The sequence below is a fragment of the Nioella sp. genome (assembly GCF_965215655.1).
Taxonomy (GTDB): Bacteria; Pseudomonadota; Alphaproteobacteria; order Rhodobacterales; family Rhodobacteraceae; genus Nioella.
Map to the genome: position 1 here is coordinate 1455206 of NZ_OZ244111.1, position 23649 is coordinate 1478854.

General features: G+C 63.1%; 26 protein-coding genes and 1 pseudogene. 15 read left to right on the forward strand and 12 right to left on the reverse strand.

Features of this window, described 5'->3' with window-relative positions; translation table 11 throughout:
• Positions 1-60: 60 nt before the first annotated feature.
• From ACOOEX_RS07505 to gyrA, 5 genes are all read right to left on the reverse strand, one after another.
• On the reverse strand, positions 61-660 hold the full coding sequence (locus ACOOEX_RS07505) for a hypothetical protein (RefSeq protein WP_420397831.1): 600 nt from the start codon (positions 658-660) through the stop codon (positions 61-63).
• Between the two features lie 242 nt (positions 661-902).
• Positions 903-1301: a DoxX family protein gene (locus ACOOEX_RS07510; protein WP_371931217.1), complete on the reverse strand. Its 399-nt coding sequence runs from the start codon at positions 1299-1301 to the stop codon at positions 903-905.
• Between the two features lie 128 nt (positions 1302-1429).
• The gene (locus ACOOEX_RS07515) at positions 1430-1816 is read right to left on the reverse strand and encodes a VOC family protein (RefSeq protein ID WP_420397832.1); all 387 of its coding nucleotides are present in this window, start codon (positions 1814-1816) and stop codon (positions 1430-1432) included.
• Entirely contained in the window at positions 1813-2058 is a 246-nt protein-coding gene (locus ACOOEX_RS07520; RefSeq protein ID WP_420397833.1) for a hypothetical protein, read from the reverse strand. Before ACOOEX_RS07520 ends, ACOOEX_RS07515 begins: the two co-directional genes overlap by 4 nt.
• A complete protein-coding gene (gene gyrA, locus ACOOEX_RS07525) occupies positions 2045-4786 on the reverse strand; it encodes a DNA gyrase subunit A (RefSeq protein ID WP_420397834.1) in 2742 nt (913 codons plus the stop codon). Before gyrA ends, ACOOEX_RS07520 begins: the two co-directional genes overlap by 14 nt.
• 194 nt (positions 4787-4980) lie before the next feature.
• Here gyrA and ACOOEX_RS07530 point away from each other — a divergent pair.
• Positions 4981-5136: pseudogene (locus tag ACOOEX_RS07530) on the forward strand (aspartate-semialdehyde dehydrogenase); the annotation flags it as partial.
• A 45-nt stretch (positions 5137-5181) separates the two neighbouring features.
• On the opposite strand, the gene ACOOEX_RS07535 reads toward ACOOEX_RS07530, so the two are convergent.
• The gene (locus ACOOEX_RS07535; protein ID WP_420397835.1) at positions 5182-5502 is read right to left on the reverse strand and encodes a hypothetical protein; all 321 of its coding nucleotides are present in this window, start codon (positions 5500-5502) and stop codon (positions 5182-5184) included.
• Between the two features lie 343 nt (positions 5503-5845).
• Here ACOOEX_RS07535 and ACOOEX_RS07540 point away from each other — a divergent pair, with 343 nt between their 5' ends.
• Positions 5846-6115: an usg protein gene (locus ACOOEX_RS07540; RefSeq protein WP_071690336.1), complete on the forward strand. Its 270-nt coding sequence runs from the start codon at positions 5846-5848 to the stop codon at positions 6113-6115.
• A gap of 91 nt (positions 6116-6206) precedes the next feature.
• On the opposite strand, the gene ACOOEX_RS07545 is transcribed toward ACOOEX_RS07540, so the two are convergent.
• Both ACOOEX_RS07545 and rocF read right to left on the reverse strand, forming a co-directional pair.
• The gene (locus tag ACOOEX_RS07545) at positions 6207-7253 is read right to left on the reverse strand and encodes an ornithine cyclodeaminase (protein ID WP_420398345.1); all 1047 of its coding nucleotides are present in this window, start codon (positions 7251-7253) and stop codon (positions 6207-6209) included.
• Positions 7254-7258: 5 nt separating this feature from the next.
• Positions 7259-8188 (reverse strand): arginase, encoded by a 930-nt coding sequence (gene rocF / locus ACOOEX_RS07550; RefSeq protein WP_420397836.1) that lies wholly within the window; start codon positions 8186-8188, stop codon positions 7259-7261.
• 121 nt (positions 8189-8309) lie between these two features.
• On the opposite strand from rocF, the gene ACOOEX_RS07555 reads away from it, so the two are divergent.
• Positions 8310-8741, forward strand: a complete 432-nt coding sequence (locus ACOOEX_RS07555; protein WP_420398346.1) for an Lrp/AsnC family transcriptional regulator — start codon at positions 8310-8312, stop codon at positions 8739-8741.
• Here ACOOEX_RS07555 and ACOOEX_RS07560 read toward each other — a convergent pair.
• Positions 8712-9548, reverse strand: coding sequence for a LysR family transcriptional regulator (locus ACOOEX_RS07560; protein WP_420397837.1), 837 nt, complete (start codon positions 9546-9548; stop codon positions 8712-8714). The two genes, ACOOEX_RS07555 and ACOOEX_RS07560, sit on opposite strands and share 30 nt — an antisense overlap.
• 100 nt (positions 9549-9648) lie before the next feature.
• Here ACOOEX_RS07560 and ACOOEX_RS07565 point away from each other — a divergent pair, with 100 nt between their 5' ends.
• From ACOOEX_RS07565 to ACOOEX_RS07575, 3 genes are read left to right on the forward strand one after another with little or no spacing between them, the layout of a single operon-like run.
• The gene (locus ACOOEX_RS07565; RefSeq protein WP_420397838.1) at positions 9649-10692 is read left to right on the forward strand and encodes an LLM class flavin-dependent oxidoreductase; all 1044 of its coding nucleotides are present in this window, start codon (positions 9649-9651) and stop codon (positions 10690-10692) included.
• A gap of 21 nt (positions 10693-10713) precedes the next feature.
• Positions 10714-10908, forward strand: a complete 195-nt coding sequence (locus ACOOEX_RS07570; protein ID WP_420397839.1) for a 4-oxalocrotonate tautomerase — start codon at positions 10714-10716, stop codon at positions 10906-10908.
• A gap of 10 nt (positions 10909-10918) precedes the next feature.
• Entirely contained in the window at positions 10919-11695 is a 777-nt protein-coding gene (locus ACOOEX_RS07575) for an alpha/beta fold hydrolase (protein WP_420397840.1), read from the forward strand.
• Here the strand turns inward: ACOOEX_RS07575 and ACOOEX_RS07580 are convergent.
• From ACOOEX_RS07580 to ACOOEX_RS07590, 3 genes are all read right to left on the reverse strand, one after another.
• Positions 11692-13854 (reverse strand): DEAD/DEAH box helicase, encoded by a 2163-nt coding sequence (locus tag ACOOEX_RS07580; protein ID WP_420397841.1) that lies wholly within the window; start codon positions 13852-13854, stop codon positions 11692-11694. The genes ACOOEX_RS07575 and ACOOEX_RS07580 overlap by 4 nt on opposite strands.
• Before the next feature lie 102 nt (positions 13855-13956).
• Complete coding sequence (locus tag ACOOEX_RS07585) at positions 13957-14439, reverse strand: disulfide bond formation protein B (protein ID WP_420397842.1); 483 nt, start codon at positions 14437-14439, stop codon at positions 13957-13959.
• Positions 14436-15014 carry a YqaA family protein gene (locus ACOOEX_RS07590; protein WP_420397843.1) on the reverse strand — a complete coding sequence of 193 codons (579 nt, stop codon included), beginning with the start codon at positions 15012-15014 and terminating at the stop codon, positions 14436-14438. The genes ACOOEX_RS07585 and ACOOEX_RS07590 overlap by 4 nt, the downstream gene beginning before the upstream one ends.
• A 144-nt stretch (positions 15015-15158) precedes the next feature.
• On the opposite strand from ACOOEX_RS07590, the gene ACOOEX_RS07595 reads away from it, so the two are divergent.
• The 9 genes from ACOOEX_RS07595 to ACOOEX_RS07635 all read left to right on the forward strand — a co-directional run bounded on the left by ACOOEX_RS07595 (position 15159) and on the right by ACOOEX_RS07635 (position 23605).
• On the forward strand, positions 15159-16412 hold the full coding sequence (locus ACOOEX_RS07595; RefSeq protein WP_420397844.1) for a flavin-dependent oxidoreductase: 1254 nt from the start codon (positions 15159-15161) through the stop codon (positions 16410-16412).
• 151 nt (positions 16413-16563) lie between these two features.
• Complete coding sequence (locus ACOOEX_RS07600) at positions 16564-17034, forward strand: DUF1203 domain-containing protein (RefSeq protein ID WP_420397845.1); 471 nt, start codon at positions 16564-16566, stop codon at positions 17032-17034.
• Positions 17031-18014, forward strand: coding sequence for an XdhC family protein (locus ACOOEX_RS07605; protein WP_420397846.1), 984 nt, complete (start codon positions 17031-17033; stop codon positions 18012-18014). Before ACOOEX_RS07600 ends, ACOOEX_RS07605 begins: the two co-directional genes overlap by 4 nt.
• Positions 18011-19024, forward strand: a complete 1014-nt coding sequence (locus tag ACOOEX_RS07610) for a molybdopterin-binding protein (RefSeq protein WP_420397847.1) — start codon at positions 18011-18013, stop codon at positions 19022-19024. Before ACOOEX_RS07605 ends, ACOOEX_RS07610 begins: the two co-directional genes overlap by 4 nt.
• 100 nt (positions 19025-19124) lie before the next feature.
• Complete coding sequence (locus ACOOEX_RS07615; protein ID WP_420397848.1) at positions 19125-19610, forward strand: (2Fe-2S)-binding protein; 486 nt, start codon at positions 19125-19127, stop codon at positions 19608-19610.
• Positions 19611-19618: 8 nt separating this feature from the next.
• Positions 19619-19978 carry a hypothetical protein gene (locus ACOOEX_RS07620; protein ID WP_420397849.1) on the forward strand — a complete coding sequence of 120 codons (360 nt, stop codon included), beginning with the start codon at positions 19619-19621 and terminating at the stop codon, positions 19976-19978.
• Positions 19979-20015: 37 nt separating this feature from the next.
• A complete protein-coding gene (locus ACOOEX_RS07625; protein ID WP_420397850.1) occupies positions 20016-20372 on the forward strand; it encodes a hypothetical protein in 357 nt (118 codons plus the stop codon).
• 58 nt (positions 20373-20430) lie between these two features.
• Entirely contained in the window at positions 20431-22794 is a 2364-nt protein-coding gene (locus ACOOEX_RS07630) for a xanthine dehydrogenase family protein molybdopterin-binding subunit (protein ID WP_420397851.1), read from the forward strand.
• Between the two features lie 22 nt (positions 22795-22816).
• A complete protein-coding gene (locus tag ACOOEX_RS07635; protein ID WP_420397852.1) occupies positions 22817-23605 on the forward strand; it encodes an FAD binding domain-containing protein in 789 nt (262 codons plus the stop codon).
• Positions 23606-23649 lie beyond the last annotated feature (44 nt).

Below are 23649 nucleotides of genomic sequence, written 5' to 3' on the forward strand. Positions count from 1 at the left end.
AAGCGCCGCGCCCCCATTTCGGAGAGCGCGGCGCCCGGGCACACCCGCTGGAGCAGGGCGTTAACCAGTTGCTGTGAGCTCGGTAAAGATGTTGTCAATCGGATCGGGAAGATTCGCGGCCAGCTTGCGACGGCTGACGAAGGCCACGCCCGGCGCGATTGTGGGCAGGGCGGGCTGCGGCGCCGCGGGCGTCACTGCCGCTGGACGCGGCCGGTGCGGATGATCGACCGGAGCCACCCGGCGCGGCGTCACCTTGCGGCGAATGGCGCTGCGCATCCGGTGATCACGCGGGGCGTTTTCCGCATAGGTCAGCATCAGGGCCGCGATCAGCACGAGATCGCGCCAGAAGGTACCCAGTTCGTCCGCAACGCCTAGTTCGATCATCTGCAGGTAGCTTGCAAAGAGCGTCATCAACCCAAGCACCAGCGCGGCGGGGCGCATGTAGAGGCCGATCATGACAAGGAAGGCGAGGGCAAAGACCATCATGGCCGCCAATGGCTCGGCCACATGGGAGGGCAACACTTGCTCGGCGAGGATGGTCAGATTGGTGCCGGGGATCAGGTTAAGCCCGACGGCGAGAAAGTAAGAGGCGATGACGATCCGCAGCAAGTTCTGGGCGGTGGCATTCAGCGTGATGCGTTCGGCGCTCGGGTTGGTCATGACCAATGTCTTCTCTGCTTGGCAGCCTTGCAGACTGGTAGTCGCCCCCCGGCGTTTTGCCCCAGTGAGACCAATCTGGGTCCGAAATCTGGCGGTTTTATTATGGATTTGAGGAAAAGGCGGTGCATTCGCGGGGCGGGGCGGGGGCGGAAAGATGGCTAGACTGTGTTCAGGCCCCGGAAAACGCAACCGCCGCTTGCAAACGGGCAAGCGGCGGGCGTTGTTAACCTTTGTGGCGAGTGTCAGGCCGCGGCGGGCCGACCAAGGCGATTGTCCAGCGACAGCGCCCCGGCCCCATGGGCTGCGATCACCAGATAGCCGCCTGCCATGGCAAGGTTTTTCAGGAACATGATCTGCTGCATCTGGTTGCCCATATCGAAGTGATAAAGAAAGGCCGTGACGATCGAGAATGCGGCGAGCGTCAGGGCGACGGGCCGGGTCATGAAGCCGACCAGCAGGGCCAGACCGGCAAGGATCTCGAATAGAACGGCAGGCCAGGCCAGGATGGCGGGGATGCCGCCAGAGGCCATGTAACCGGCAAAGCCCTGAACATCGCCCAGTTTGCCGAAGCCGGCGACGACGAAGATCAGGGCCATCAGAATGCGGCCAGCGGGGAGGGCGTAGGTTTGAAGTGTGGACATTTGGGAACTCCTTTGAGGGACGGGTTTGCGCTGCGGCGCAGCATCTGCCGGCGTCATGCCTCATAGAGGGCGTGTTTCTCAATGCACCAAACTGCGCGAATACGCGCCCGTTCTGTGTGAAATTGCACCTATTTGGGCGCGATCAGATCCCACCGGTTGCCATAGAGGTCGTGGAAGACGGCGACAGTCCCGTAAGGTTCATGTCGTGGCTCTTCCTCAAACCTCACACCAGCGGCCAGCATCCGCGCGCGGCTGACGTCGAAATCATCCGTGTGAAGGAAATACCCGACGCGCCCGCCCGCATGGTTGCCGATTGCGCCGGCTTGGCCGTCCACCGCCCGCGCGATCAGGAATTGGGTCATCGCGTCAGCATCCGAGGCCATGCGCACCCATCTCTTGCCGCCGCCCAGATCGGTATCTTCCAGAAGCTGCCAATCCAGCGCCCTCCGGAACCAGTCGATCGCCTCGTCATAATCTCGGGCCAGAAAGGCCACCAGCGCCAGCCGATTGGTCACGTCTTGCGTTCCAGCGCCGTGGCGATGCGGTCCAGCAGGGCGTTCTGATCGCGCAGAAGGGCATTATGCGCCTCCTGCTGTTCGATCTGCCGGTTCTGATTGGTGGTCACCTTCTCGGTTTCCGCCGTGTGACGCGCCAGATAGTCCTGATACCGGCCCGACTGGTAGCGGGCCAGCAACGCCATGGCCAGAATGACCGCCCCCCCGAACAGGAAGAGCGGGATCCAGTCATTCAACGGCATCGGCAGCCTCGTCCTCGGTTTGCTCGGCGATCCAGGCGACCGAGACGACCTCTTCGCCCTTGGCGGTGTTGAACACTTTCACCCCACCGGCAGAGCGCGAGCGGAACGAGATCCCGTCAACCGGGCAACGGATCGACTGTCCCTTGGAGGTGGCCAGCATGATCTGGTCGCTCATTTCCACCGGGAAGCAGGCCACCAAAGCCCCGCCACGCATCGCCTTGTCCATTGCCGCGACGCCCTGACCGCCGCGCCCGCGTACCGGGTAGTCATGGGACGAGGACAGCTTGCCCGATCCCTTGGCGGTGATCGTCAGGATCAGATCCTCTGCCGCCGACATCTCCGCATATTGTTCGGGGCTGAGCGCGGTGTCGGCCACGGCCTCCTCGTCGCTGTCTTCGGCCTCATCGGTCACACCGGCCACGGCGCGGCGCATCTTGAGATAGGCCGCGCGGTCCTCGGCGCTGGCCTCGAAATGGCGGATCACGGCCATGGAAACAACGGCTGCACCATCCGAAAGGCGAATACCCCGGACACCGGTGGAATCACGCCCTTTGAAGACGCGCACATCGGTGGTGCGGAAGCGGATCGCGCGGCCAGCATCGGTGACGAGCATGACATCGTCATCCTCGGTACAGATGCGGGCATTCACCATGCTGACGGAGCCGTCCTCGGGCAGTTTCATGGCGATCTTGCCATTCGCGCGCACATTGGCGAAGTCCGACAGCTGGTTGCGCCGGACATCGCCTGCCGAGGTGGCGAAGACGATCTGCAATTCGTCCCAGTGGTCCTCATCCCGGTCGATGGGCAGCACCGCCGCGACAGAAACGCCGGTCGGGATCGGCAGGATGTTGACGATTGCCTTGCCCTTGGACGTGCGTCCGCCTTGGGGCAGACGCCAGGTCTTGAGCTTGTAGACCATCCCGTCAGTGGTGAAGAACAGAAGCGGCGTGTGGGTATTGGCGACGAAGAGGGTGGTGACGACGTCGTCTTCCTTGAGTTCGCCGCCCGACAGCCCCTTGCCGCCGCGCTTCTGCGCGCGGAAATCGGCCAGCGGGGTGCGCTTGATATAGCCGCCCGAGGTCACGGTCACGACCATGTCTTCGCGCTCGATCAGATCCTCGTCATCCATATCGCCGGACCAGTCCACGATCTCCGTCCGGCGCGGTACGGCAAATTGCTCGCGCACTTCAGCCAGTTCGTCCGAGATGATCGACATGATCCGTTCACGACTGGCGAGGATGGCGAGGTAGTCCTTGATCTTGGCGGCCAGTTCCTGCAGCTCGTCCGTGACTTCCTTGACCCCGATCTGGGTCAGACGCTGCAGGCGCAGCTCCAGGATCGCACGGGCCTGGGTTTCCGACAGGTTATATGTCCCGTCCTCATTCATCGTATGGGTCGGATCGTCAATCAGCCGGATGTAATCTGCGATCTCGCCCGCAGGCCAGCGCCGTGTCATCAGCGCCTCGCGTGCTTCGGCGGCATCGGCCGAACGGCGGATGGTTGCCACGACCTCATCGACATTGCTGACAGCCACGGCCAGCCCGCACAGAACATGCGAGCGTTCACGCGCCTTGCGCAATTCGTAGGCGGTGCGTCGGGCAACCACGTCTTCGCGGAAATCCAGGAACGAGGTCAGGAACCGCCGCAGGGTAAGCTGTTCCGGTCGCCCGCCATTCAGCGCCAGCATGTTGCAACCGAAATGGGTCTGCATGCTTGTAAAGCGGAAGAGCTGGTTCAAGACCACTTCCGGCGTCGCGTCGCGCTTGAGCTCGATCACCACGCGCACACCGACCCGGTCGGATTCGTCCTGAACGGCGGAAATGCCCTCCAGCTTCTTCTCTCGTACCAGATCGGCGATCTTCTCGATCATCGAGGCCTTGTTGACCTGATAGGGAATCTCATCCAGCACGATGGCGTAGCGATCCTTGCGGATCTCCTCCACCCGCGTCTTGGCCCGGATGATGACGCTGCCGCGCCCTTCCAGGTAAGCCTTGCGTGCGCCGGTGCGCCCCAGGATGATCCCTCCGGTGGGGAAATCCGGGGCGGGCACATATTCCATCAGCTCTTCGCTGGAAAGATCGGGGTTCACGATCAGCGCCTGACACGCGTCGATAACTTCACCCAGGTTATGCGGCGGGATATTGGTGGCCATGCCGACCGCGATGCCGCCCGCGCCATTGACCAGCATGTTGGGGAAGCGTGAGGGCAGGACCGTCGGTTCCTGATCCTTACCGTCATAGTTGTCCTGAAAATCGACCGTGTCCTTGTCGATATCGGCCAGCATGAAGGCGGCGGGCTTGTCCATCCGCACTTCGGTATAGCGCATGGCCGCCGCGTTATCCCCGTCCATCGAGCCGAAATTGCCCTGACCGTCCAGCAGAGGCAGCGACATGGAGAAATCCTGCGCCATGCGCACCAGCGCGTCATAGATCGCGCTGTCGCCATGGGGGTGGTATTTCCCCATCACATCGCCCACGGGGCGGGCCGATTTCCGGTAGGGCTTGTCGTGGCTGTTGCCGGTCTCGTGCATCGCATAGAGGATGCGCCGGTGAACCGGTTTCAGACCGTCGCGCAGATCGGGGATCGCGCGGGAAATGATCACGCTCATCGCATAGTCGATGAAGCTGGTCTTCATCTCCTCGGCGATGGAAATCTGGTGGCCATGGGGCGCCGGCGTTTCGGGGCCGGTTTCTTCCATGTTTTCAGGGGGTTCTGGGGTGTCGGTCACGCCTGATGCTCGCTTCTGTCCGCGCGTCTATATGTTGTTGTCGGGCAGTATAGAGGGCCGGGATATGGGGTGCAATGGCAATGGGTCAGGGCGGTTGGCACTCGCGACGACATCTGGCTAACAAGTTGTTTTTGTTGCTCTTAAATCCGGCTGTGGCAGCATTCGTTTCAGGCAGAAAAACAGGAGGCGCGTATATGGCCCAGGAAGAGACCGAATTGATGCTCAAAGCCTATGGGCTGACCACGGCCGAAATATTCTATCACATGCCCGAACACCCGCATGTGCTGAACAGATTTTTCAAGAAGGATTACGACCTTGCGTCGGATCATAAATCGCTTCTGAATTTCATCTTAGTTTGAAATAGCGGCTTAAAGGCTAGGCACACCCAGTGCGCTCTACCGCATGCCACCCATCATTCCAGTGAAGCTTGGATCGTTCTCGGTGCCAGATGAAGACTCGCCACTAAAGACCCACGCAATGCCATTTCCAACGTCTTGCAACATGCTCCAGTAATGCCCCAATTGATCTTTCGGTACGCAACCCGTCGGTAAGCCCATCCTTGTCGCGCCAGGATTCGGGAAAACATAGTACTCGTCATCCGAGCATCCCATTTCCGGTTGGTCTGCCATGGCTCCCACAGGCGAGATAACCAATACGGCGGCAACGCCTAATACGGCGCAAAACCTTGCGCCAATCATAGATTTTCCGATTGTCATTGCTTCCCCCTCGACGCACCACAAGCCGGTCCGAGTTGCAGAACGCAGTCGTATTGTCGGTCGTGGTCAGCGCCTCGGACAACGTAGCATGCTTTTCGCGCTTTCCCGAAAATTTTGTTCGCTTCGTGATTCAACTCCGCGATTCAATCAAGAGTTGCAGGCATTTTTCTGGTTTGCAGCCAACGGTTACGGATGGGCATTCTGATGTATCTGGTCAACTTTGGTCAGACCCGCCGAGTCCAGTTGGCACTCAGGGATCACGATGGATAACAATTTGTTTTATTTGATTTTTAATCTTCCGGTGGCATGATTTCTATGTGAGCAGCCGAACAGGAGGCAGAACATGCCCGACACACCGACCGAGCTGATGCTCAAGGGCTACGGGCTGACCGTGGCCGAGATGTTCTATCACATGCCAGATTATCCGCATGTGCTGAACAGCTTCATCTGGCAGGATTACGACCTCGCCCCTGACCACCCGAAACTCTTTTCTTTCATCGAGTTCTGGCAGGAAGAGATCGAAGGTCCACTCCATTCCGTGCGCTTCACACATCGCAAACTGATCGGCCCGGGCGAATGGCGCAATGTGGTGGGGGAACTGACCCTCCATTGACGCGTGCTGCGTTTCTTCTTGGTCCAAGTACTCCAGGGGGGGCGGGGGGAGGATCCCCTCGCGGGTCGAGGCCGAAGGCGGCGAAACTCCCTTACCCCTTGGCGCGCTGCAGCATTCCGAACAGGTCCCGCGGGTCGTCGGGATCGGCCAGCATATCGAGCTGATCGAACAGCTCCGTCCCCTCCAGCCGGTCCCGCACATAGCGAAGCGCCGAGAAATCCTCGATGGCGAAGCCCACGGAGTCAAACAGCGTGATCTGTTGCGACCACACCCTGCCCTCGGCCTCGCCCAGGATGACCTGCCACAACTCCGTTACCGGATGATCTTCGTCCAGTTGCTGAATCTCGCCCTCCACCCGCGTTTGCGGCGGGTATTCCACGAAGATCGTGGACCGGTGCAGGATCGCAGGCGCAAGCTCCGTCTTGCCCGGGCAGTCGCCACCGATCGCGTTGATGTGCACGCCTTCCCCGACCATGTTGTCATTCAGGATCGTGGCATATTGCTTGTCGGCGGTGCAGGTGGTGATGATTTCCGCCCCTTCCATCGCGTCCTCTGGCGTCGCGCAGGTGACGACGGTCAGCCCCTGACCGGCGAGGTTACGGGCGGCCTTTGCTGTCGCGGCCCGGTCGATGTCGTAAAGCCGCACGGTGTCGATGCCCACGACGGCCTTCATCGCCAGCGACTGGAACTCCGACTGCGCGCCATTGCCGATCATCGCCATCGTCTTTGCGCCTTTCGGGGCCAGGTGCTTGGCCACCATGGCAGAGGTTGCGGCGGTGCGGATCGCGGTCAGCACGGTCATTTCGCTGAGCAGCGTCGGATAACCCGTGGCCACATCCGCCAAAAGCCCGAAGGCCGTGACGGTCTGCAGCCCCGCCTTGGTGTTGGTCGGGTGGCCGTTCACATATTTGAACGCGTATTGCTCTCCATCCGAGGTCGGCATCAGCTCGATGACACCCACGGGGCTATGTGCCGCCACGCGCGGGGTCTTGTCGAAAAGCGGCCAGCGGCGGAAATCCTCCTCGATATATCCGGCCATCTCCACCAGCATTCGTTCCAGTCCGATGGTGTGGACCAGCTTCATCATGTTCTCGACCGACACAAAGGGAACATAAGCGCGATCGGAGGGTTGGGGCAGAAACGTCATGCGGCGAAACTCCTAGTGGGGCGGTCAAAGACGCGACGGCCCATCAGCGATGCGGTGAGATCGACCATGAGAGAGGCGGTGCGCCCGCGTTCGTCAAGGAAGGGGTTCAGTTCGACAAGGTCGAGCGAGGTCACCAGCGCGCTGTCATGCAGGATCTCCATGACCAGATGCGCTTCGCGGAAGGTCGCGCCACCCGGCACGGTGGTGCCGACGGCGGGGGCGATAGAAGGATCGAGGAAATCGACATCCAGCGAGACATGCAGCAGGCCATTGGCGGCCTCGACCCGCGCCAGGAAGTCGCGCAAGGGGGCGGCGATGCCATGTTCGTCAATGGCGCGCATGTCGTGGCAGGTGATCTCGGTCGCGGCGAGCGCCTGTTTCTCCTCCAGATCGACGGACCGCAGTCCGATCATGCAGACATTGTCCTGCGGGACGGGGGCGTTCAGCGCCGGGAAATGCTCGAAACCGGGCAGGCCGGTGATATAGCCAACGGGTGTGCCGTGCAGGTGGCCGGACCCGCTGGTCGTGGGCGTGTGGAAATCGGAATGGGCATCGAGCCAAAGCACGAATTGTGGGCGTCCTTGCGCCTGAGCATACTCTGCCACACCCGCCACGGTGCCAAGCGACAGGCTGTGATCGCCGCCAAGGAAGATCGGGAAGCCTTTGGCCATCGCGTCACGCGCGGCGGGGATCAGCGCCTCGGTCCAGGCGACGGTTTCCGCCAGCGCGTGGACCTTGCCAGTTGTGGTCAGGTCCCTCAGGGGGGCTTGGGTCACATCGCCAAGGTCGCGGGTGTCGATCCCGAGGCTGGTCAGATGCTCGGCAAGGCCAGCGGTGCGGAAGGCGTCGGGGCCCATCAGGCAACCACGGGTGCGTTTGCCGCTATCCACCGGGGCGCCGATCATAAGGCAGGGGTGTGAAGTCATTTTGAAGTGGTCCTGAATGCGCGTTTTCCAAGGAATAGCGCCCGGATCGGATTGGACAGAAGCGGTCAGAGTGGTCATATTGGGGGCTAATTAAACAAAATGAGCATCTACCATGACCGAAATGGATGATACGGATCGCGCGCTGCTGGCCGCGCTGCGCCGCGACGGGCGGGCCTCTGTCTCGGACCTTGCGATTGACCTTGGCGTCACCCGCGCCACGGTCCGCGCGCGGATGGAGCGGTTGTCGAAGGCTGGGGAGATTCGGGGGTTCACCGTTGTGACCCGAAGCGACATCGCCCAAAGCCCGGTGCGGGCGCTGACTATGCTGGGGATCGAAGGGCCGGGGATGGACCGTATCCGCCGGCAACTGTCCGGACGGAGAGAGGTTCAGGCGGTGCATTCCACCAATGGCAAATGGGATCTGATCGTGGAGCTTGGCACCGAGACGCTGGAGGCGCTGGATACTGCCTTGCGCGATATCCGCAGGCTGGAGGGTGTCAGCACCTCGGAAACCAGCCTGCTTTTATCCACCAGTCGTTTCAGCCGGGTCTGAGGGCTGTAGGAAGGCAAAACTGTCGGCGCTGGCCCTGCGCCAGGAAAGGACAAGCCGCCGGTCGAAACCGACAGCATCAGGAACCCGGTGAAGCCGCCCGGCCTCGATATCCTGCTGAACGATCCTCTCGGGCAGATAGGCCGCACCGCCGGCATGGCGCATATGGTCCAGCGCCCAATCCGGGGTGGAAAAAGCCAGCGCTGCGGTTTCATCGGTTGGCCAGGCTTCAGCGTGCTGTGCACGGAAAAGGGGGCCGTAGTCGACATAGATGTAATGGCTCTGCCAGGGCAGATCGGGTGCGGTCGTTACAAGGATCAGCCGGTCGCGGGCAAAGTCCCGATGGTCGATTCCCGCACCAATCACCGGTTCCGGCAGCAGCGCCGCGTCGCTCATCCCGCTTTGCAGCCAGGCTTCCGCATCGCGGGCCAGCCCGGCCCAGATTTCGATGGCGGTCTCGGGATGGGCGCTGCGGATGCCGTCGATCCAGCGTTGTCCCAGCCCCGTCCAAAGCCCCGGATCGCAGACGAAGCTGAACAGTCGTGTGACGCCGCGTGGCAGGTTTGCGCGGGCGCGGGCATTGTCCCATGTGCGCGCGATGACCTCTGCCTGTTCCAGAAAGGCAAAGCCCGCCTTGGTCAGCGTCGCCCCTTTGCGCGACCGAACCAACAGTTGTGCCCCGAGCGCCTGTTCCAAGCTGTCCAACCGTGCCGTCACGGCCGATTGCGTGACATTCAGCTGCTCCGCCGCACGGTTGAGATTGCGGCAGCGGACAACGGCCAGAAAGGTCTGGATGGCGGCTATGTTCATGGGAAGATAATGCAGGAAAATCGAATTACTGCATAGATAAAATCCGTTTTCCAGATTCAAAGCCTCATGCCACTCTGATCCCGCAACAGGGAGGCGCGCGATGGAGTTTTCGGCTCAACTGTCTTCGGACTACCCCGACAAATCCTATGGCGGGGACAGGGTTTACGGCGACATGCTCGATCAGGCGGCGCTGGCCGACCGGATGGGGTTCGACGCGGTGTCGATCACCGAACATCACCTGATGAATTGCCTGATGATGCCCGCACCGCTGCAATTCGCCGTCAAGATCGCGGCAATGACAAAATCGGTGAAGATCATGACCTCGATCGTCGTGCTGCCGCTGCATGACATGCGGGTCTATGCGGGCGAGGTCGTGGTTGCCGATATCTTCACCGAAGGCCGCTTGCTGCTCGGTGTCGGGCGCGGAGCGTTCAAATACGAGATGGAGCGCCTCGGCGTCCCGATGGAGGAAACGCAGGCGCGGTTCAATGAATCGCTCGCCGTGCTTCAGGCGCTGTTGAGCGAGGAAGAGGTCAGCTGGGACGGCGACTATTACAAGTTCGATCCCCTCACCATCATGCCCCGCCCCGTGCGCCCCGGTGGACCGCCGATGATGATGGCGGTGATGAACCCCGAAGGCATCTACCATTGCACCAAGCGCGGGTTCCACATCCAGACGACGCCGCTATCGGGCAATCACCAGTTGCTGCTGGATCAGGTTGGGGCGTTTAACCGGGCCAAGGCGGATATGGATGGCGCGGGCGACGGGCTGACCCTGACGCTGTCGCGCGTGGCCCATATCGCGCAGAGTGCGACGGAGAGGCAGCGCAAGGTAGAGGCCGCGCATCGCTATTACGGGCGGTTCGACAATGTCTTCACCGGGCCGGGGCTGGTCGACAATGGCATGGTGCGGGAATTGCCTTGCGCCACGCCGGTCGCGGAGCTTGGGGAAAGCCTGCTCATCTGCACACCACAGGAAATGATCGACAAGCTGGGGCCTTATGCGGACCTTGGGATCGACCGTGTCATCCTGAACTTCAATTTCGGGCTGGACCCGTCCGATACGCTCGACGCGATGCAGTGCTTCGCGGAAGAGGTCATGCCTCGTTTCACCGGCAGGCCCGCCACTGTGGCTGCTGAGTAGCATTCTGAAAGGACAGAAATAATGCCGATTATCCGAGTGGAGATGTTCCCCGGTCGCACCACCGACCAGAAACGCGACATGGTGAAGGCTCTGACCGATGCGTTTGTCGCCACCGCAGGCGGCAACCCGGCCAGCGTCCATGTGATCATCACCGATATCGAGAAATCAGACTGGGGCACGGGCGGGGAGCTGAACTCCGACCGGTTTCCGGATTAGGGGGGCGGACATGACTGACGTGATCGACTGCGAATACAGCATTCAGGGCGCGGGCCCGCCTCTGTTCCTGATCCACGGGATCGGCGCTGCGCGCAACACTTGGGCGCGGGCGCTGCCTGTGCTGACCCCGCATTTCACCGTGGTCACTTACGATTTGCGCGGGCATGGGGCGTCGCCGATGCCTTCAGGGGAATTCGGGCTCGATGAGCTGGTGGCCGATCTTGAACGGGTGCGGGAGCGGACAGGGTTCGAGACCGCGCATTTCGCGGGCCATTCGCTGGGCGGCATGATCGGCCCGGCCTATGCGCTGAATTACCCGGACCGGGTGTTGTCGCTCGGGCTGCTCTCCACCGCCGCCTTCCGCACGGAGGATGACAGCGCCAAGGTTTGGGGTGTCGTGCGCGCGATGGAGGAGAAAGGCATTCCACAGGTGCTGGAAACGCTGTCGGATCGCTGGTTCACCGACGGGTTTATCACCGCCCACCCGGACGTGGTGCGCAATCGGCTGAAACAGGTGGTGGACACGAACCCGGAGGTCTTCCTCAATGTCTTCCGCATCTATGCAGGAACGGAAATGGCCCCCTGGCTGCACGAGGTCACCGCGCCCTCTCTGGTGCTGACGGGCGAGTTTGACGGCGGCTGCAATCCGCGCTTGAACCGGCTGATAGATCAGGCACTGCCCAATTCGGAACTGGTGATCCTGCCCGACCTCAAGCATTCGCTACTGCTGGAGGCAGGCGAGGTCGTGGCCGAGAACCTCGTGCGGTTCATCTCGGCGCTGGATTAACCCCTGGGCCGGCGCGGCGGCTGATCGCCTCCCTTGCGCGGCTTCGAGCCGGGTTTGTTCAAGCCTGCCTTGCCCGCGCGCGCCGGTTTGGGCTTGGCGCCCGGACGCTCGAACCGCTTCGAAGGATCGGCGGCAGAGCTGCGCGCAGCAGGGGCGGCAGCAGGCGCATCGCGGCGCGGCTTGCTCCCGTCAGGTCTGGGGCCCTTTGGCTTGTCAGAGCGGGGTTTGTCGGGCCGGGTTTTGTCCCCACGAGGTTTATCGGACCAGGGCTTGTCCCCGCGCGGTTTGCCGCCATCGCTCTTGGGTTTGCGCGGCTTGTCGAAGGTTTTGCCTTTGGGGCCATCAGCGGATTTGCCACGCGGCTTGCCCTTGGGGGCGTCACTGTCGCGGCGGGGTTTGCCAAGCGGCTTGACGGCGTCCTTGAGGTAAGCGTCACGCTCTGCCCTGTCTTCCCGCGTGTGGCGCGGCTTGGCATCCCGGTTCGGGCGATCCTCCCGGCGGGGCTTGTCATCGCGGCGGGGCTTGTCGAAGCGCGGGCCAGAGGGTCGCGGACCGGGTTTGCCGGGGCGGGGTAGGGTGGAGAGATCGGGGGCATTGTCCAGCACCTTCACGGTGATGCCCTCATCCAGTTCCGCATTGTCGCCCAATGTGGCGATGAAGCTCTCCGCGCTCGCTTCGGTCAGTTCCACATAGCTTTCCGCCGTGCCAACCCGGATCGCGCCGATGGCGGATTTGTCCAGATTGCCCGCGCGGCACAGAAGCGGCAGTAGCCAGCGGGCTTCGGCCCGGTCATTCGCGCCGACCGACAGGGCGAACCAGCGGCTTGGGCCGAAGGGTTTACGCTCTCTCGGGGCGGTGCGCGCATCGGGTGGGCTCAGCTCCTCGGGGGCGGAATGGCGGCTGCGGTAGAGCCGCAGATAGGCCGCCGCGATGGCCTCGGGGCTGTGGGCCTCCAGCAGCCGGGTGGCGAAAGTGGCCTGATCCTCGGTGATCTCATCTTCCCAAGCGGGATCGGTCAGCAGCCGCTCCTCATCCTGTCGCAAAATGTCATCGGCAGAGGGCGGCACGGTCCACTCCGCCGTGATCTTCGCCCATTTCAACAGGCGCTCGGCCTTCTTGGTGATCTTGGGTGGCACGATCAGAGCCGAGATGCCCTTGCGCCCGGCACGGCCCGTGCGGCCGGAGCGGTGCAGGAGCGTTTCGGAATTCGAGGGCAGATCGGCGTGGATCACCAGTTCCAGATTGGGCAGGTCAATGCCCCGCGCGGCCACATCGGTCGCCACGCAGACCCGTGCCCTCCCGTCGCGCATGGCCTGCAGCGCATGGGTGCGTTCGCTCTGGCTAAGCTCGCCCGACAGGCTGACCACAGAAAACCCCCGGTTGGCAAAGCGCGCCGTCAGGCGGGCCACCGTGGCGCGGGTATTGGCGAAGACGATGGCGTTTTCCGCCTCGTGATAACGCAGGAGGTTGATGATGGCGTTTTCCGCATCCACCTCGGCCACGCGCAGGGCCTGATAGGTGATGTCGGCATGCTGGCGGCCCGCGTCCTGGGTGCTGACGCGCACCGCATCACGCTGGTAATGCTGCGCCAGGGTCACGATCATCGGCGGAACGGTGGCCGAGAACATCAGCGTGCGGCGATCCTCTGGCGCTTCACCGAGCATGAATTCGAGGTCTTCGCGGAAGCCCAGGTCGAGCATTTCATCGGCCTCATCGAGCACAATGGCACGCAGGCCCGTCATGTCGAGCGTGCCACGCTGGATATGGTCGCGCAGACGCCCCGGCGTGCCCACGACGATATGGGCGCCGCGTTCCAGCGCCCGGCGTTCGTCGCGGAAGTCCATGCCGCCCACGCAGGAGGTCACGCGTGCCCCTGCCTTGGCATAAAGCCAGCTCAGTTCCCGCATCACCTGAAAGGCCAGTTCGCGGGTTGGGGCGACGACCAGCGCAAGCGGCGCCTCTGCCGGGCCCATCACCTCGGCCTCTCCCAGAAGGGTTGGCGCGATGGCGAGGCCAAAGCCCACGGTCTTGCCCGATCCGGTCTGCGCCGACACCAGCAGGTCTGAGTGCTGCAACTCGGGGTCGGTCACGGCCTCCTGCACGGCGGTCAGGGTGTCATAGCCACGCTCGGCGAGGGCATCAGCAAGGGTCTTGATCATGGGAAGGGGCAGTCCATCAGGGCAGCGCGGGGCGCTGTGCCCGCGGAAAGCCGGACCCCTACCTGTCTGGTTGGGAAATGTATAGGGGGAATCGGATCGAGGTCAGGCCGCGCGGCGGGCCGCCATGATGCACATCACCAGCATGATCGCCGAGGCGAAGGCGTTGTAATTGGCCATGGAGAGACCAAGGAACTGCCACGAGATCTCATCACACAACACGATGCCGGTTCCGCAATCAGGGTCCAGCAGCCCGCATTCCGAATTCAGCAGGTCTACACCGCGCGAGGTGCAGGAGGCCGGTCCGTCCCACCAGTGACGTTCCACACCGGAATGGAAGACGGCCAGCCCGGTGGACACGGCCATGTTCAGCGCACCGGCCCAGGCTATCAGCGCCTTGGGGATGAGTCCGCCGAAGAGGCCGACCAAAATACCCACCCGATGCGGCCAGCGCTGCCAGTAGCACATGGCGCAGGGCTGCACGCCAAACCCGTACTGGAAGATCAGCGCCCCGAAGAAGAGGCCGGCAGAGCCGAGGCCAACCAGAATCAGAAGCGTGCGTCGTGTCAGACTGTCGATCAGGGTCATAGGTATTTCACCACATAGAAACCGCCAGCCAGCAGTACCACGAACAGGATGAACATCAAGCCAAGGCGGCGTTCGATGAAATCACGAATAGGTGCGCCGAATTTCCACAGAAGCGTCGCGACGATGAAGAACCGCAATCCGCGCGCGACGATGCTGGCCACGATGAAAACGCCGAGGTTCAACTGCGTGACCCCCGACATGATGGTGATGACCTTGTAGGGGAAGGGTGTCACCCCTGCGATCAGTACCGCCCAGGCCCCGTATTCGTTGTAGCGGGTGGCGAAATCGTCGAAATAGGCATCCTTGCCGTAGAATTCGAGCACCGGGCGGCCGACGCTCTCGAACAGGCCATAACCGATATAATAGCCCAGAAGCCCGCCAAGCACCGAGGAGACAAGGCAGACGCCCGCAATCAGGAACGCACGGCGCGGTGCTGCGATGATCATCGGGATCATCAGGATATCGGGCGGAATCGGAAAGACCGAGCTTTCCAGAAAGGACACGATGGCCAGCGCCACCAGCGCATAGCGATGTTCGGCCAGGCTGATCGTCCAATCGTATAATCCGCGGATCATATGTGTCTCCTGAAAATGCCCGCTTGCGATGCCCGATCTCGGCGCGGTGGTCAAGCGCGCTGCGTCAGAGGGCGGGCTATGCGATGCGGACGGGACGCGCTATGCCAAGACAATAGGCAGCAGGTGCAGAAGAGGAGGCAGGCCATGACGGTCATCATCGCGGGCGCAGGGATTGGTGGGCTCAGCCTGGGGCTGTCGCTGCATCAGGCGGGCATTCATTTTCATATCGTCGAAGCGGTGGAGGTGATCAAACCTCTGGGCGTCGGAATCAATCTTCAGCCGCATGCGGTGAGAGAACTGTTCGATCTGGGGCTTGAGGCACAGCTGGATCAGATCGGGCTGCGCACCGCCGAGGTCGCCTATTTCTCGCAACAGGGCGGGTTGATCTGGTCGGAACCGCGCGGCCTGGAGGCAGGATATCTCTGGCCGCAATATTCGATCCATCGCGGCGAGTTGCAGTTCCTGCTCTACCGGGAACTGCTGTCGCGCTGCGGGCCGCAGGCGATCACATTGGGGGCCGCGCTGTCCGGATGGGACGAGGACAGCCATGGCGTCGTGGCGCATCTGGTCAACCGCCGGACGGGCGCGCCTCTGCCGGACCTTCACGGGCTGGTTTTGGTCGGCGCGGACGGGATCAACTCGACCCTCCGCGCGGCGCTTTATCCCGATGAAGGCCCGGCGCATTGGCGTGGCACGATGATGTGGCGCGGCGTGACGCGGGCCGGAAGCTTCCTGACCGGGCGGAGCATGGCGATGGCGGGCACGGCGGATCGAAAATTCGTCTGCTACCCGATTCAGGAATTCGAGGACGGGGATCTTCGGATCAACTGGATCGCCGACCTTGCCAAGCCAGCCGACTACCAATGGAACCGGCAGGACTGGAACCGCGAGGGACACCTGCATGATTTCGCGGATCATTTCGCGGATTGGTGCTTCGACTGGCTGGACATTCCGGCCCTGATCCGCGACGCGGAAGGCATCTGGGAATATCCGATGGTCGACCGCAATCCGCTGCCCCGCTGGAGCCATGGGCGCGTGACGCTTCTGGGGGACGCGGCCCATGCGATGTATCCCATTGGCTCGAACGGGGCGACGCAGGCGATTCTCGATGGCCGGGTTCTGGCGCGGGAGTTGCTGAAGCATGGGCAGGGGGCAGAGGCGCTCCAGGCCTATGATGACGACCGCCGCGAGGCGGTGAATGCGCTGGTGCTGGCCAATCGGGGCGACGGGCCGGACGTGGTGCTGGACAAGGTGGCCGCTCGGGCGCCTGACGGGTTTGGCGATATCTCGGAGGTGATGAGCCGCGAGGAACTGGCCGAGATCGCCGGGGCCTACAAGAAGATCGCCGGGTTCGACGTGGAACAGCTGAACGCAAGACCCAGCCTGATGGATCTGTAGCGGTCGGGGTGATGCCGGGCGCGGGGGACGGGCCTTGGAAGGCCCGTAACAAGGCGCTTCGAAGCGCCTTTTGCGCAGCTTCCGGGTCGCCCCGGTAGGCTGCGGGCCGGAAAGGTTGGGGGACAACTCCACCACCCGAAAGGACCGCATCATGCACCTGCGATTTCATCCGCTCGATTCTGCCTTCGTCGCTTCCGTCCGATCCGGCGGCCCTGACGCCAATGGCCAGCCTGCCGAACGGGCTATCTCGGACGGGGTGGGGGTGCCCTGCCGCTCCTGCCTGCGGGATGTGCCGGAGGGTGCCGATTACCTGATCCTGTCAGCCCGCCCTTTCCCGACGCTACAGCCCTATGCGGAAACGGGTCCGGTTTTCCTGTGTGCCGATGAGTGCGCCCCCTGGGCGGGCGACGGCCTGCCGCCGATCCTGAGCACATCGCCGGACTATCTGCTCAAGGCATATGGCGGCGATGACCGGATCATCTATGGCACCGGACGTATCATCGCATTCGACGATGTCACAGACTATGCAGCACAGCTTCTCAGCCGCGGAGATGTCGCCTATGTTGATGTCAGATCGGCCCGCAACAACTGCTTCCAGACAAGGATCACCGCCGCGCCATGACACCAAACTATGACCGCATTCCCGAAATCGCGCTGGACTGGCATCGCCGTGGCAAGGGTGCGGCACTGGCCACTGTCATTGAAACATGGGGCAGCGCGCCCCGGCCCGTGGGCAGCCAGTTGGTCGTGTCGGGCGAGGGCGAGATGGAGGGCTCCGTATCCGGCGGCTGCGTCGAGGGGGCGGTGGTGATCGAAGCCATCGACTGCCTGGAGGGCGGCACGGCGACAGTGCTGGAGTTCGGCGTCGCCGATGAACAGGCCTTTGCCGTCGGGCTGGCCTGCGGCGGACGCATCCGGGTGCTGGTGGAACCCGTGGGGCGCGTCATCCCTGTCGAGATGCTGGAGGCGCTGGTCGATGCCCGCGCGGGGCGCGAACAAGTGGCCTATGTGGTGAACCCCGAGACCGGCGCGCGGCGGCTGGTCACCGGGCAGGGCGATGCGCTGGAGACCGAAATCGCCGAGCGGTTCCGCACCGACAAATCGGGCTTCGAGGGCGACTGGTTCATTGGCATTCATAACCCGCCCCTGCGCATGGCCATCGTGGGCGCGGTTCATATCGCACAGGCGCTGGTGCCGATGGCGCGGCTTGCGGGCTATGACCCGGTGGTGATCGACCCGCGCCCCGCCTTCGGGGCCGAGGCGCGGTTTCCGGGGGAGACGCTGATGGAAGACTGGCCGGACGAGGCGCTGGCGGCCTACGGACTCGATCCGCGCACGGCGGTCGTGACGCTGACCCACGATCCCAAGCTGGATGATCCGGCGATCCGGGCGGCTTTGGGGTCTGACTGTTTCTACCTAGGCTGCCTCGGCTCGACCCGAACCCATGCCAAACGGGTGGAACGGTTGACCGAGGCGGGCTTCAGCGCGGACCTGATTGCCCGCATCCATGGTCCTGTGGGTCTGGACATCGGCGCGCAGGGACCGGCGGAGATTGCCATTTCGATCATGGCGGAAATCACCAGCCGGCTGCGCAAGGCATGAGGTTCGGGCCGGTTCCCCTGCATGACGCTGAAGGGACGATCCTCGCCCATTCGGTTCAGTTGACCAAGGGGCGGCTGCGCAAGGGCCGGGTCCTGAGCCGTGACGACATCGCGCTGCTCGCGGCCAATGGTCTGACCCGCGTGACGGTGGCGCGGCTGGACCCCTCAGACATAGAGGAAAACGAAGCCGCCCGCCGCTTGGCCGCCGCTCTGGTCCCCGATCCGGCGGTGGCAGGGCTGGAGGTGCAGGAGGCCTTTACAGGCCGCGTCAACATCCGCGCCACGCGGCCCGGAGTGGTCGGGATCGACGTGGCGGCGGTCGAGGCGCTCAATGCGGTCGATCCGATGATCACGCTGGCCACCGTGCCGCGCTGGCAGCGGGCCTGGCCGGGAATGATGGTGGGGACAGTCAAGATCATCGCCTATGGGGTCAGCGAGGACGCGCTGGCACGGGCCGAGAAGGCCGCCCGCAACGCGCTCTCGGTCCGGCCCGTGGAACTCCAGAGCGCGGGGTTGATCGTGACAGAAGTGCCCGGGGATCCCGTTTCCCCCGAGGACAAGGGCATTCGCGCCGTGGCCGGGCGATTGGAGGCGCTCGGCATATCGCTGGAGACCGTGCGGATCGTGGCCCATGACACCGGCGCAATCACCGGGGCGCTGACGGATCTTCCGGGCGCGCTGAAACTGATCCTCACGGCCTCGGCCACCTCTGACTTCCACGACGTTGCGCCCTCGGCCGTGGTTGCTGCGGGCGGGCGGATCACCCGTTTCGGAATGCCGGTCGATCCCGGTAACCTTCTGTTTTTAGGCCAGATTGGGGCGGCGCCGGTGATTGGATTGCCGGGCTGCGCCCGCTCGCCGGCGCTAAACGGGGCCGATTGGGTGCTGGAACGGGTTGCCTGTGGGGTGCCTGTCAGCGCAGCCGATATCTCGGCCATGGGGGTGGGGGGATTGCTGAAGGAAATCCCGACCCGGCCACAACCCCGCGCCGGACGCAACCCGAACGGGTAGCGCCAGCGGAAACGATCAAATTTTGACCATTCAAAAAATTTTTCATTTGTCCTTCAACGATTCCGTGCTTGGATAATTCCATAACCAAGGGAGGAATTTCATGACCCAGGTCACGATGACCGTGAACGGGAAATCCGTTTCCGGTTCCGTAGAAGGGCGCACTTTGCTGTCCGATTTCATCCGCGAGGGGCTCAAGCTGACTGGCACCCATGTGGGCTGCGACACCAGCCAATGCGGTGCATGCGTCGTGCATGTGAACGGCCAGCCGGTGAAAAGCTGCACCATGCTGGCGGCCGAGGCCGAGGGCGCGGACGTCAAGACCATCGAAGGCATCGCCGGGGCGGACGGGACACTGTCCGCGGTTCAGCAGGCATTTCAGGACCATCACGGCCTGCAATGCGGCTTCTGCACACCGGGCATGGTGATGAGCGCCACGGCGCTGCTGGCCGAAAACCCCAAGCCGTCCGAGGCCGAAATCCGCGCCTATCTGGAAGGCAATATCTGCCGCTGCACCGGCTATCACAACATCGTCAAGGCGATCATGGCCGCAAGTGGCCAGGAGGTTGCCGCGGTGGCCGCGGAATGAGGGGCGCGGTGCTTGCCTTTGCGGCGACCGTTCTGGTTCCCGCAATGGCCCAGGCCGAGGGCTTTTCCTCGGGCTATGTCACCGGCTTCAACTCCGACACGGAATGCATGAATTTGGCTCGTACCTCCATGGACGCCCATTTCCGCAACCATGGTGGAACGCCCGATACGGGCGAGGCCAGCTTCTCGGTCTTCGGCTTCGACGTGCCGCCGGGGCGCACTCAGGTGGCCATCATCTGCACCGAGGATCAGGGCCGCTACACCGCCACCGTGACTGGTTACAGCCTGCAGGAAGACGGCACCCGACTGGAAACGGTCGAGGCCATGCTGGATCTTCTGGAAGGTGTGACGCCGACCGGCAGCAAGTGAGGATCGGGCGGGCGAGCCCCGCCGGACAGGAGGATGGATGCCGAGATTCGCTTTTCTTGCCGCAGTGCTGGTGCTGACGACCGGCGCGGCCAAGGCTGACAATTTCGCCAATATCGACCTGCATTCGGTCGATAGCCAAGAGACCTGCATGGCGCAGGCCCGGCAGGCGCTTGTCATCCTCGCGGCGGAAAACGGATCGGACAATCCCGACATCACCCAAGGAAGATGGAGCACGTTTGGCTGGGATTTCCCGCCGCGCGCAGTGGATATCTCGATCATCTGCCCGGATATCGACGGGGTCACGTACCCCTTTGCCACCGGTCACACGACCGGCGACGACAATGAACCGGGCGACATGATCGAACGGCTGGCCGAGATCTTCAACAAACTATGACAAGCCGGTTCCCGCGGGAGGCGGGCACAGGGCGACCAAGAAAATAAGGGAGGATACCATGCCAAAGGATAGTGGCATCGGCGCAAGTTCGAAGCGCCGTGAAGACGTCCGGTTTCTGACTGGTACCGGCAATTACACGGATGACATCAATCTGAACGGTCAGGCCTATGTGCATTTCCTGCGCTCTGACGTGGCCCATGGGCGGTTGAACAAGGTCGATACCTCGGTCGCGGCGGAGATGCCCGGCGTGGTGCGCATCTTTACCGGTGCGGATTTCGAAGGCGTCGGCGGTCTGCCCTGCGGCTGGCAGGTGACCGACAAGCACGGCAATCCGATGCAGGAACCGGCCCATCCAGTTCTGGCGCAGGGCAAGGTGCGTCATGTGGGCGACCCGATTGCCGCCGTGGTGGCCGAAACCGCCGCGCAGGCCCGCAATGCGGCAGAGGCGATTGAGCTCGATATCGAGGAACTGCCCGCTGTCATCGATATGAAGGAAGCGGTCAAGGAGGGCGCGACCAAGGTCCATGACGATCTGGAATCGAACCTCTGTTACGATTGGGGTTTCGTCGAAGAAAACAAGGCCGCCGTGGATGAGGCGTTCGAGAAAGCGGCCCATGTCACCACGCTGGAGCTTGTGAACCAGCGGCTGGTGGCGAACCCGATGGAACCGCGCGTGGCCGTGGGCGACTACAACCGCGCAACCGGCGATTCCACGCTCTACACCACCAGCCAGAACCCGCATGTGATCCGGCTTCTGATGGGCGCTTTCGTTCTGGGCATCCCGGAACACAAGCTGCGCGTCGTGGCCCCCGATGTGGGGGGCGGCTTTGGCTCCAAGATCTTCCACTACGCGGAAGAGGCGTTCTGTACCTTTGCCGCAAAGGCGCTGGCGCGGCCCGTCAAATGGACCTCCAGCCGGTCCGAGGCGTTCATCTCGGACGCCCATGGCCGGGACCATGTGACCAAGATCGAACTGGCGCTCGATGCCGACAACAACTTCACCGCGCTTCGCACCGACACCTATGCGAATATGGGGGCGTATTTGTCGACCTTCGCGCCCTCGGTGCCGACCTGGCTACACGGCACGCTGATGGCAGGCAACTACAAGACGCCGCTCATCTATGTGAACGTGAAGGCGGTCTTCACCAACACCGTCGCTGTCGATGCCTATCGCGGGGCCGGGCGGCCCGAGGCGACCTTCCAGCTGGAGCGGGTCATCGACAAGGCGGCGCGTGAATTGGGCGTCGATCCGGTGGCACTCAGGCGGCAGAACTTCATCACCGAGTTTCCCTATGCCACGCCCGTGGCGGTGGAATACGACACTGGCGACTATAACGCCACGATGGACAAGCTGCTGGACATGGTGGACCGCGACGGGTTCGAGGCCCGCGCGGCGGAAAGCGCCAAATCGGGCAAGCTGCGTGGTTTCGGCGTCAACACCTATATCGAGGCCTGCGGGATCGCACCGTCGGCCCTTGTGGGTCAGTTGGGCGCACGTGCCGGGCTTTATGAAAGCGCCACCGTGCGGGTGAATGCCACCGGCGGTCTTGTTGTCATGACCGGCAGCCACAGCCACGGGCAGGGCCATGAAACGGCCTTCCCGCAGGTGGTCGCGGACATGATCGGCATTTCCGAGGATATGGTCGAGGTCGTCCATGGCGACACCGCCAACACACCCATGGGCATGGGCACCTATGGTTCGCGTTCCTTGGCGGTTGGCGGATCGGCCATCGTCCGCGCAACTGAGAAGATCATCAACAAGGCCAAGAAGATCGCGGCCCATCTGATGGAAGCGTCCGAGGGCGATATTGAGCTCAAGGACGGCCAGTTCACCGTTGCGGGCACCGACAAATCGGTCGCCTGGGGCGATGTTACGCTGGCGGCCTACGTGCCCCACAACTACCCGCTGGAAGAGATCGAACCGGGGCTGGAGGAAACCGCCTTCTATGACCCGGCCAACTTCACCTATCCCGCAGGCGCCTATGCCTGCGAGGTGGAGGTTGATCCCGACACCGGCAAGGTGACCATCTGTTCCTTCGCGGCGGCCGATGATTTCGGTAATGTAGTCAACCCGATGATCGTCGAAGGCCAGGTCCATGGCGGTCTGGCGCAAGGCATCGGCCAGGCGCTGCTGGAAGGGGCGGTTTATGACGAAAACGGCCAGCTTCTGTCCGCCTCCTACATGGATTACGCCATGCCACGCGCCGATGATCTGCCGAGCTTCCAGGTGGATCACAGCCGCGCCACGCCCTGCACCCATAACCCGCTCGGGGTGAAAGGCTGTGGTGAGGCCGGGGCCATCGGGTCACCGCCCGCGGTGGTCAATGCGGTGGTGGATGCCCTGCAACGCGGCGGCCATAACGTCACCCATATCGACATGCCGCTCAGCCCCGGTCGGGTCTGGCAGGCGATGAACGGCTGATCCCGGGACAAGGAGAAAACCCATGTATGAGTTTGAATTCAAACGTCCGGGCACCATCGCTGATGCGGTCACTGCCCTTGGCGCGGAAGAGGCGCAACTGCTCGGGGGCGGGCAGACCCTGTTGCCCACGATGAAGCAACGACTGGCCGCCCCTGCGGTGCTGGTCAGCCTTGGCGGTATTGCCGAAATGCAGGGCGTCTGCACCGATGACGCGGGCCGCATCTGCGTCGGTGGCGGCACCACCCATGCGGCGGTGTCGGCAGCAACGGCGGAAAGCTACCCGGCGCTGTCGCATCTGGCGGGGCATATCGGTGACCCGGCAGTGCGCAATCGCGGCACCATCGGCGGCAGCCTGGCCAATAACGACCCTGCGGCCTGCTACCCGGCGGCGGTGCTGGCCTCTGGGGCCAGTGTCGTCACCAATACGCGAGAGATCGCGGCGGATGACTTCTTCGAGGGCATGTTCACCACCGCGCTCAATGATGGCGAGATCATCACCGAGGTGAAGTTCCCGGTGCCCGAGGCCGCGAGCTACCAGAAGTTCCTGCAACCTGCGTCCCGCTTCGCGCTGACCGGGGTCTTCGTGGCCAAGTTCGCAGGCGCGGTACGCGTGGCCGTGACCGGCGCGTCGGAAGATGGCGTGTTCCGCTGGTCCGAGGCCGAGGCGGCGCTGTCCGGCAACTTCTCGCCCGAGGCGGTGGATGGCTTGTCGGTGTCTGCCGATGGCATGATCGCCGATTTGCACGGGTCCGCTGCGTATCGTGCGAACCTCGTGAAAGTGCTGACCAAGCGGGCCGTTGCCGCCTGCTGACACACGCGCCTGCGCTGAAACAAAAAACCCCGCGCCTCGGCGCG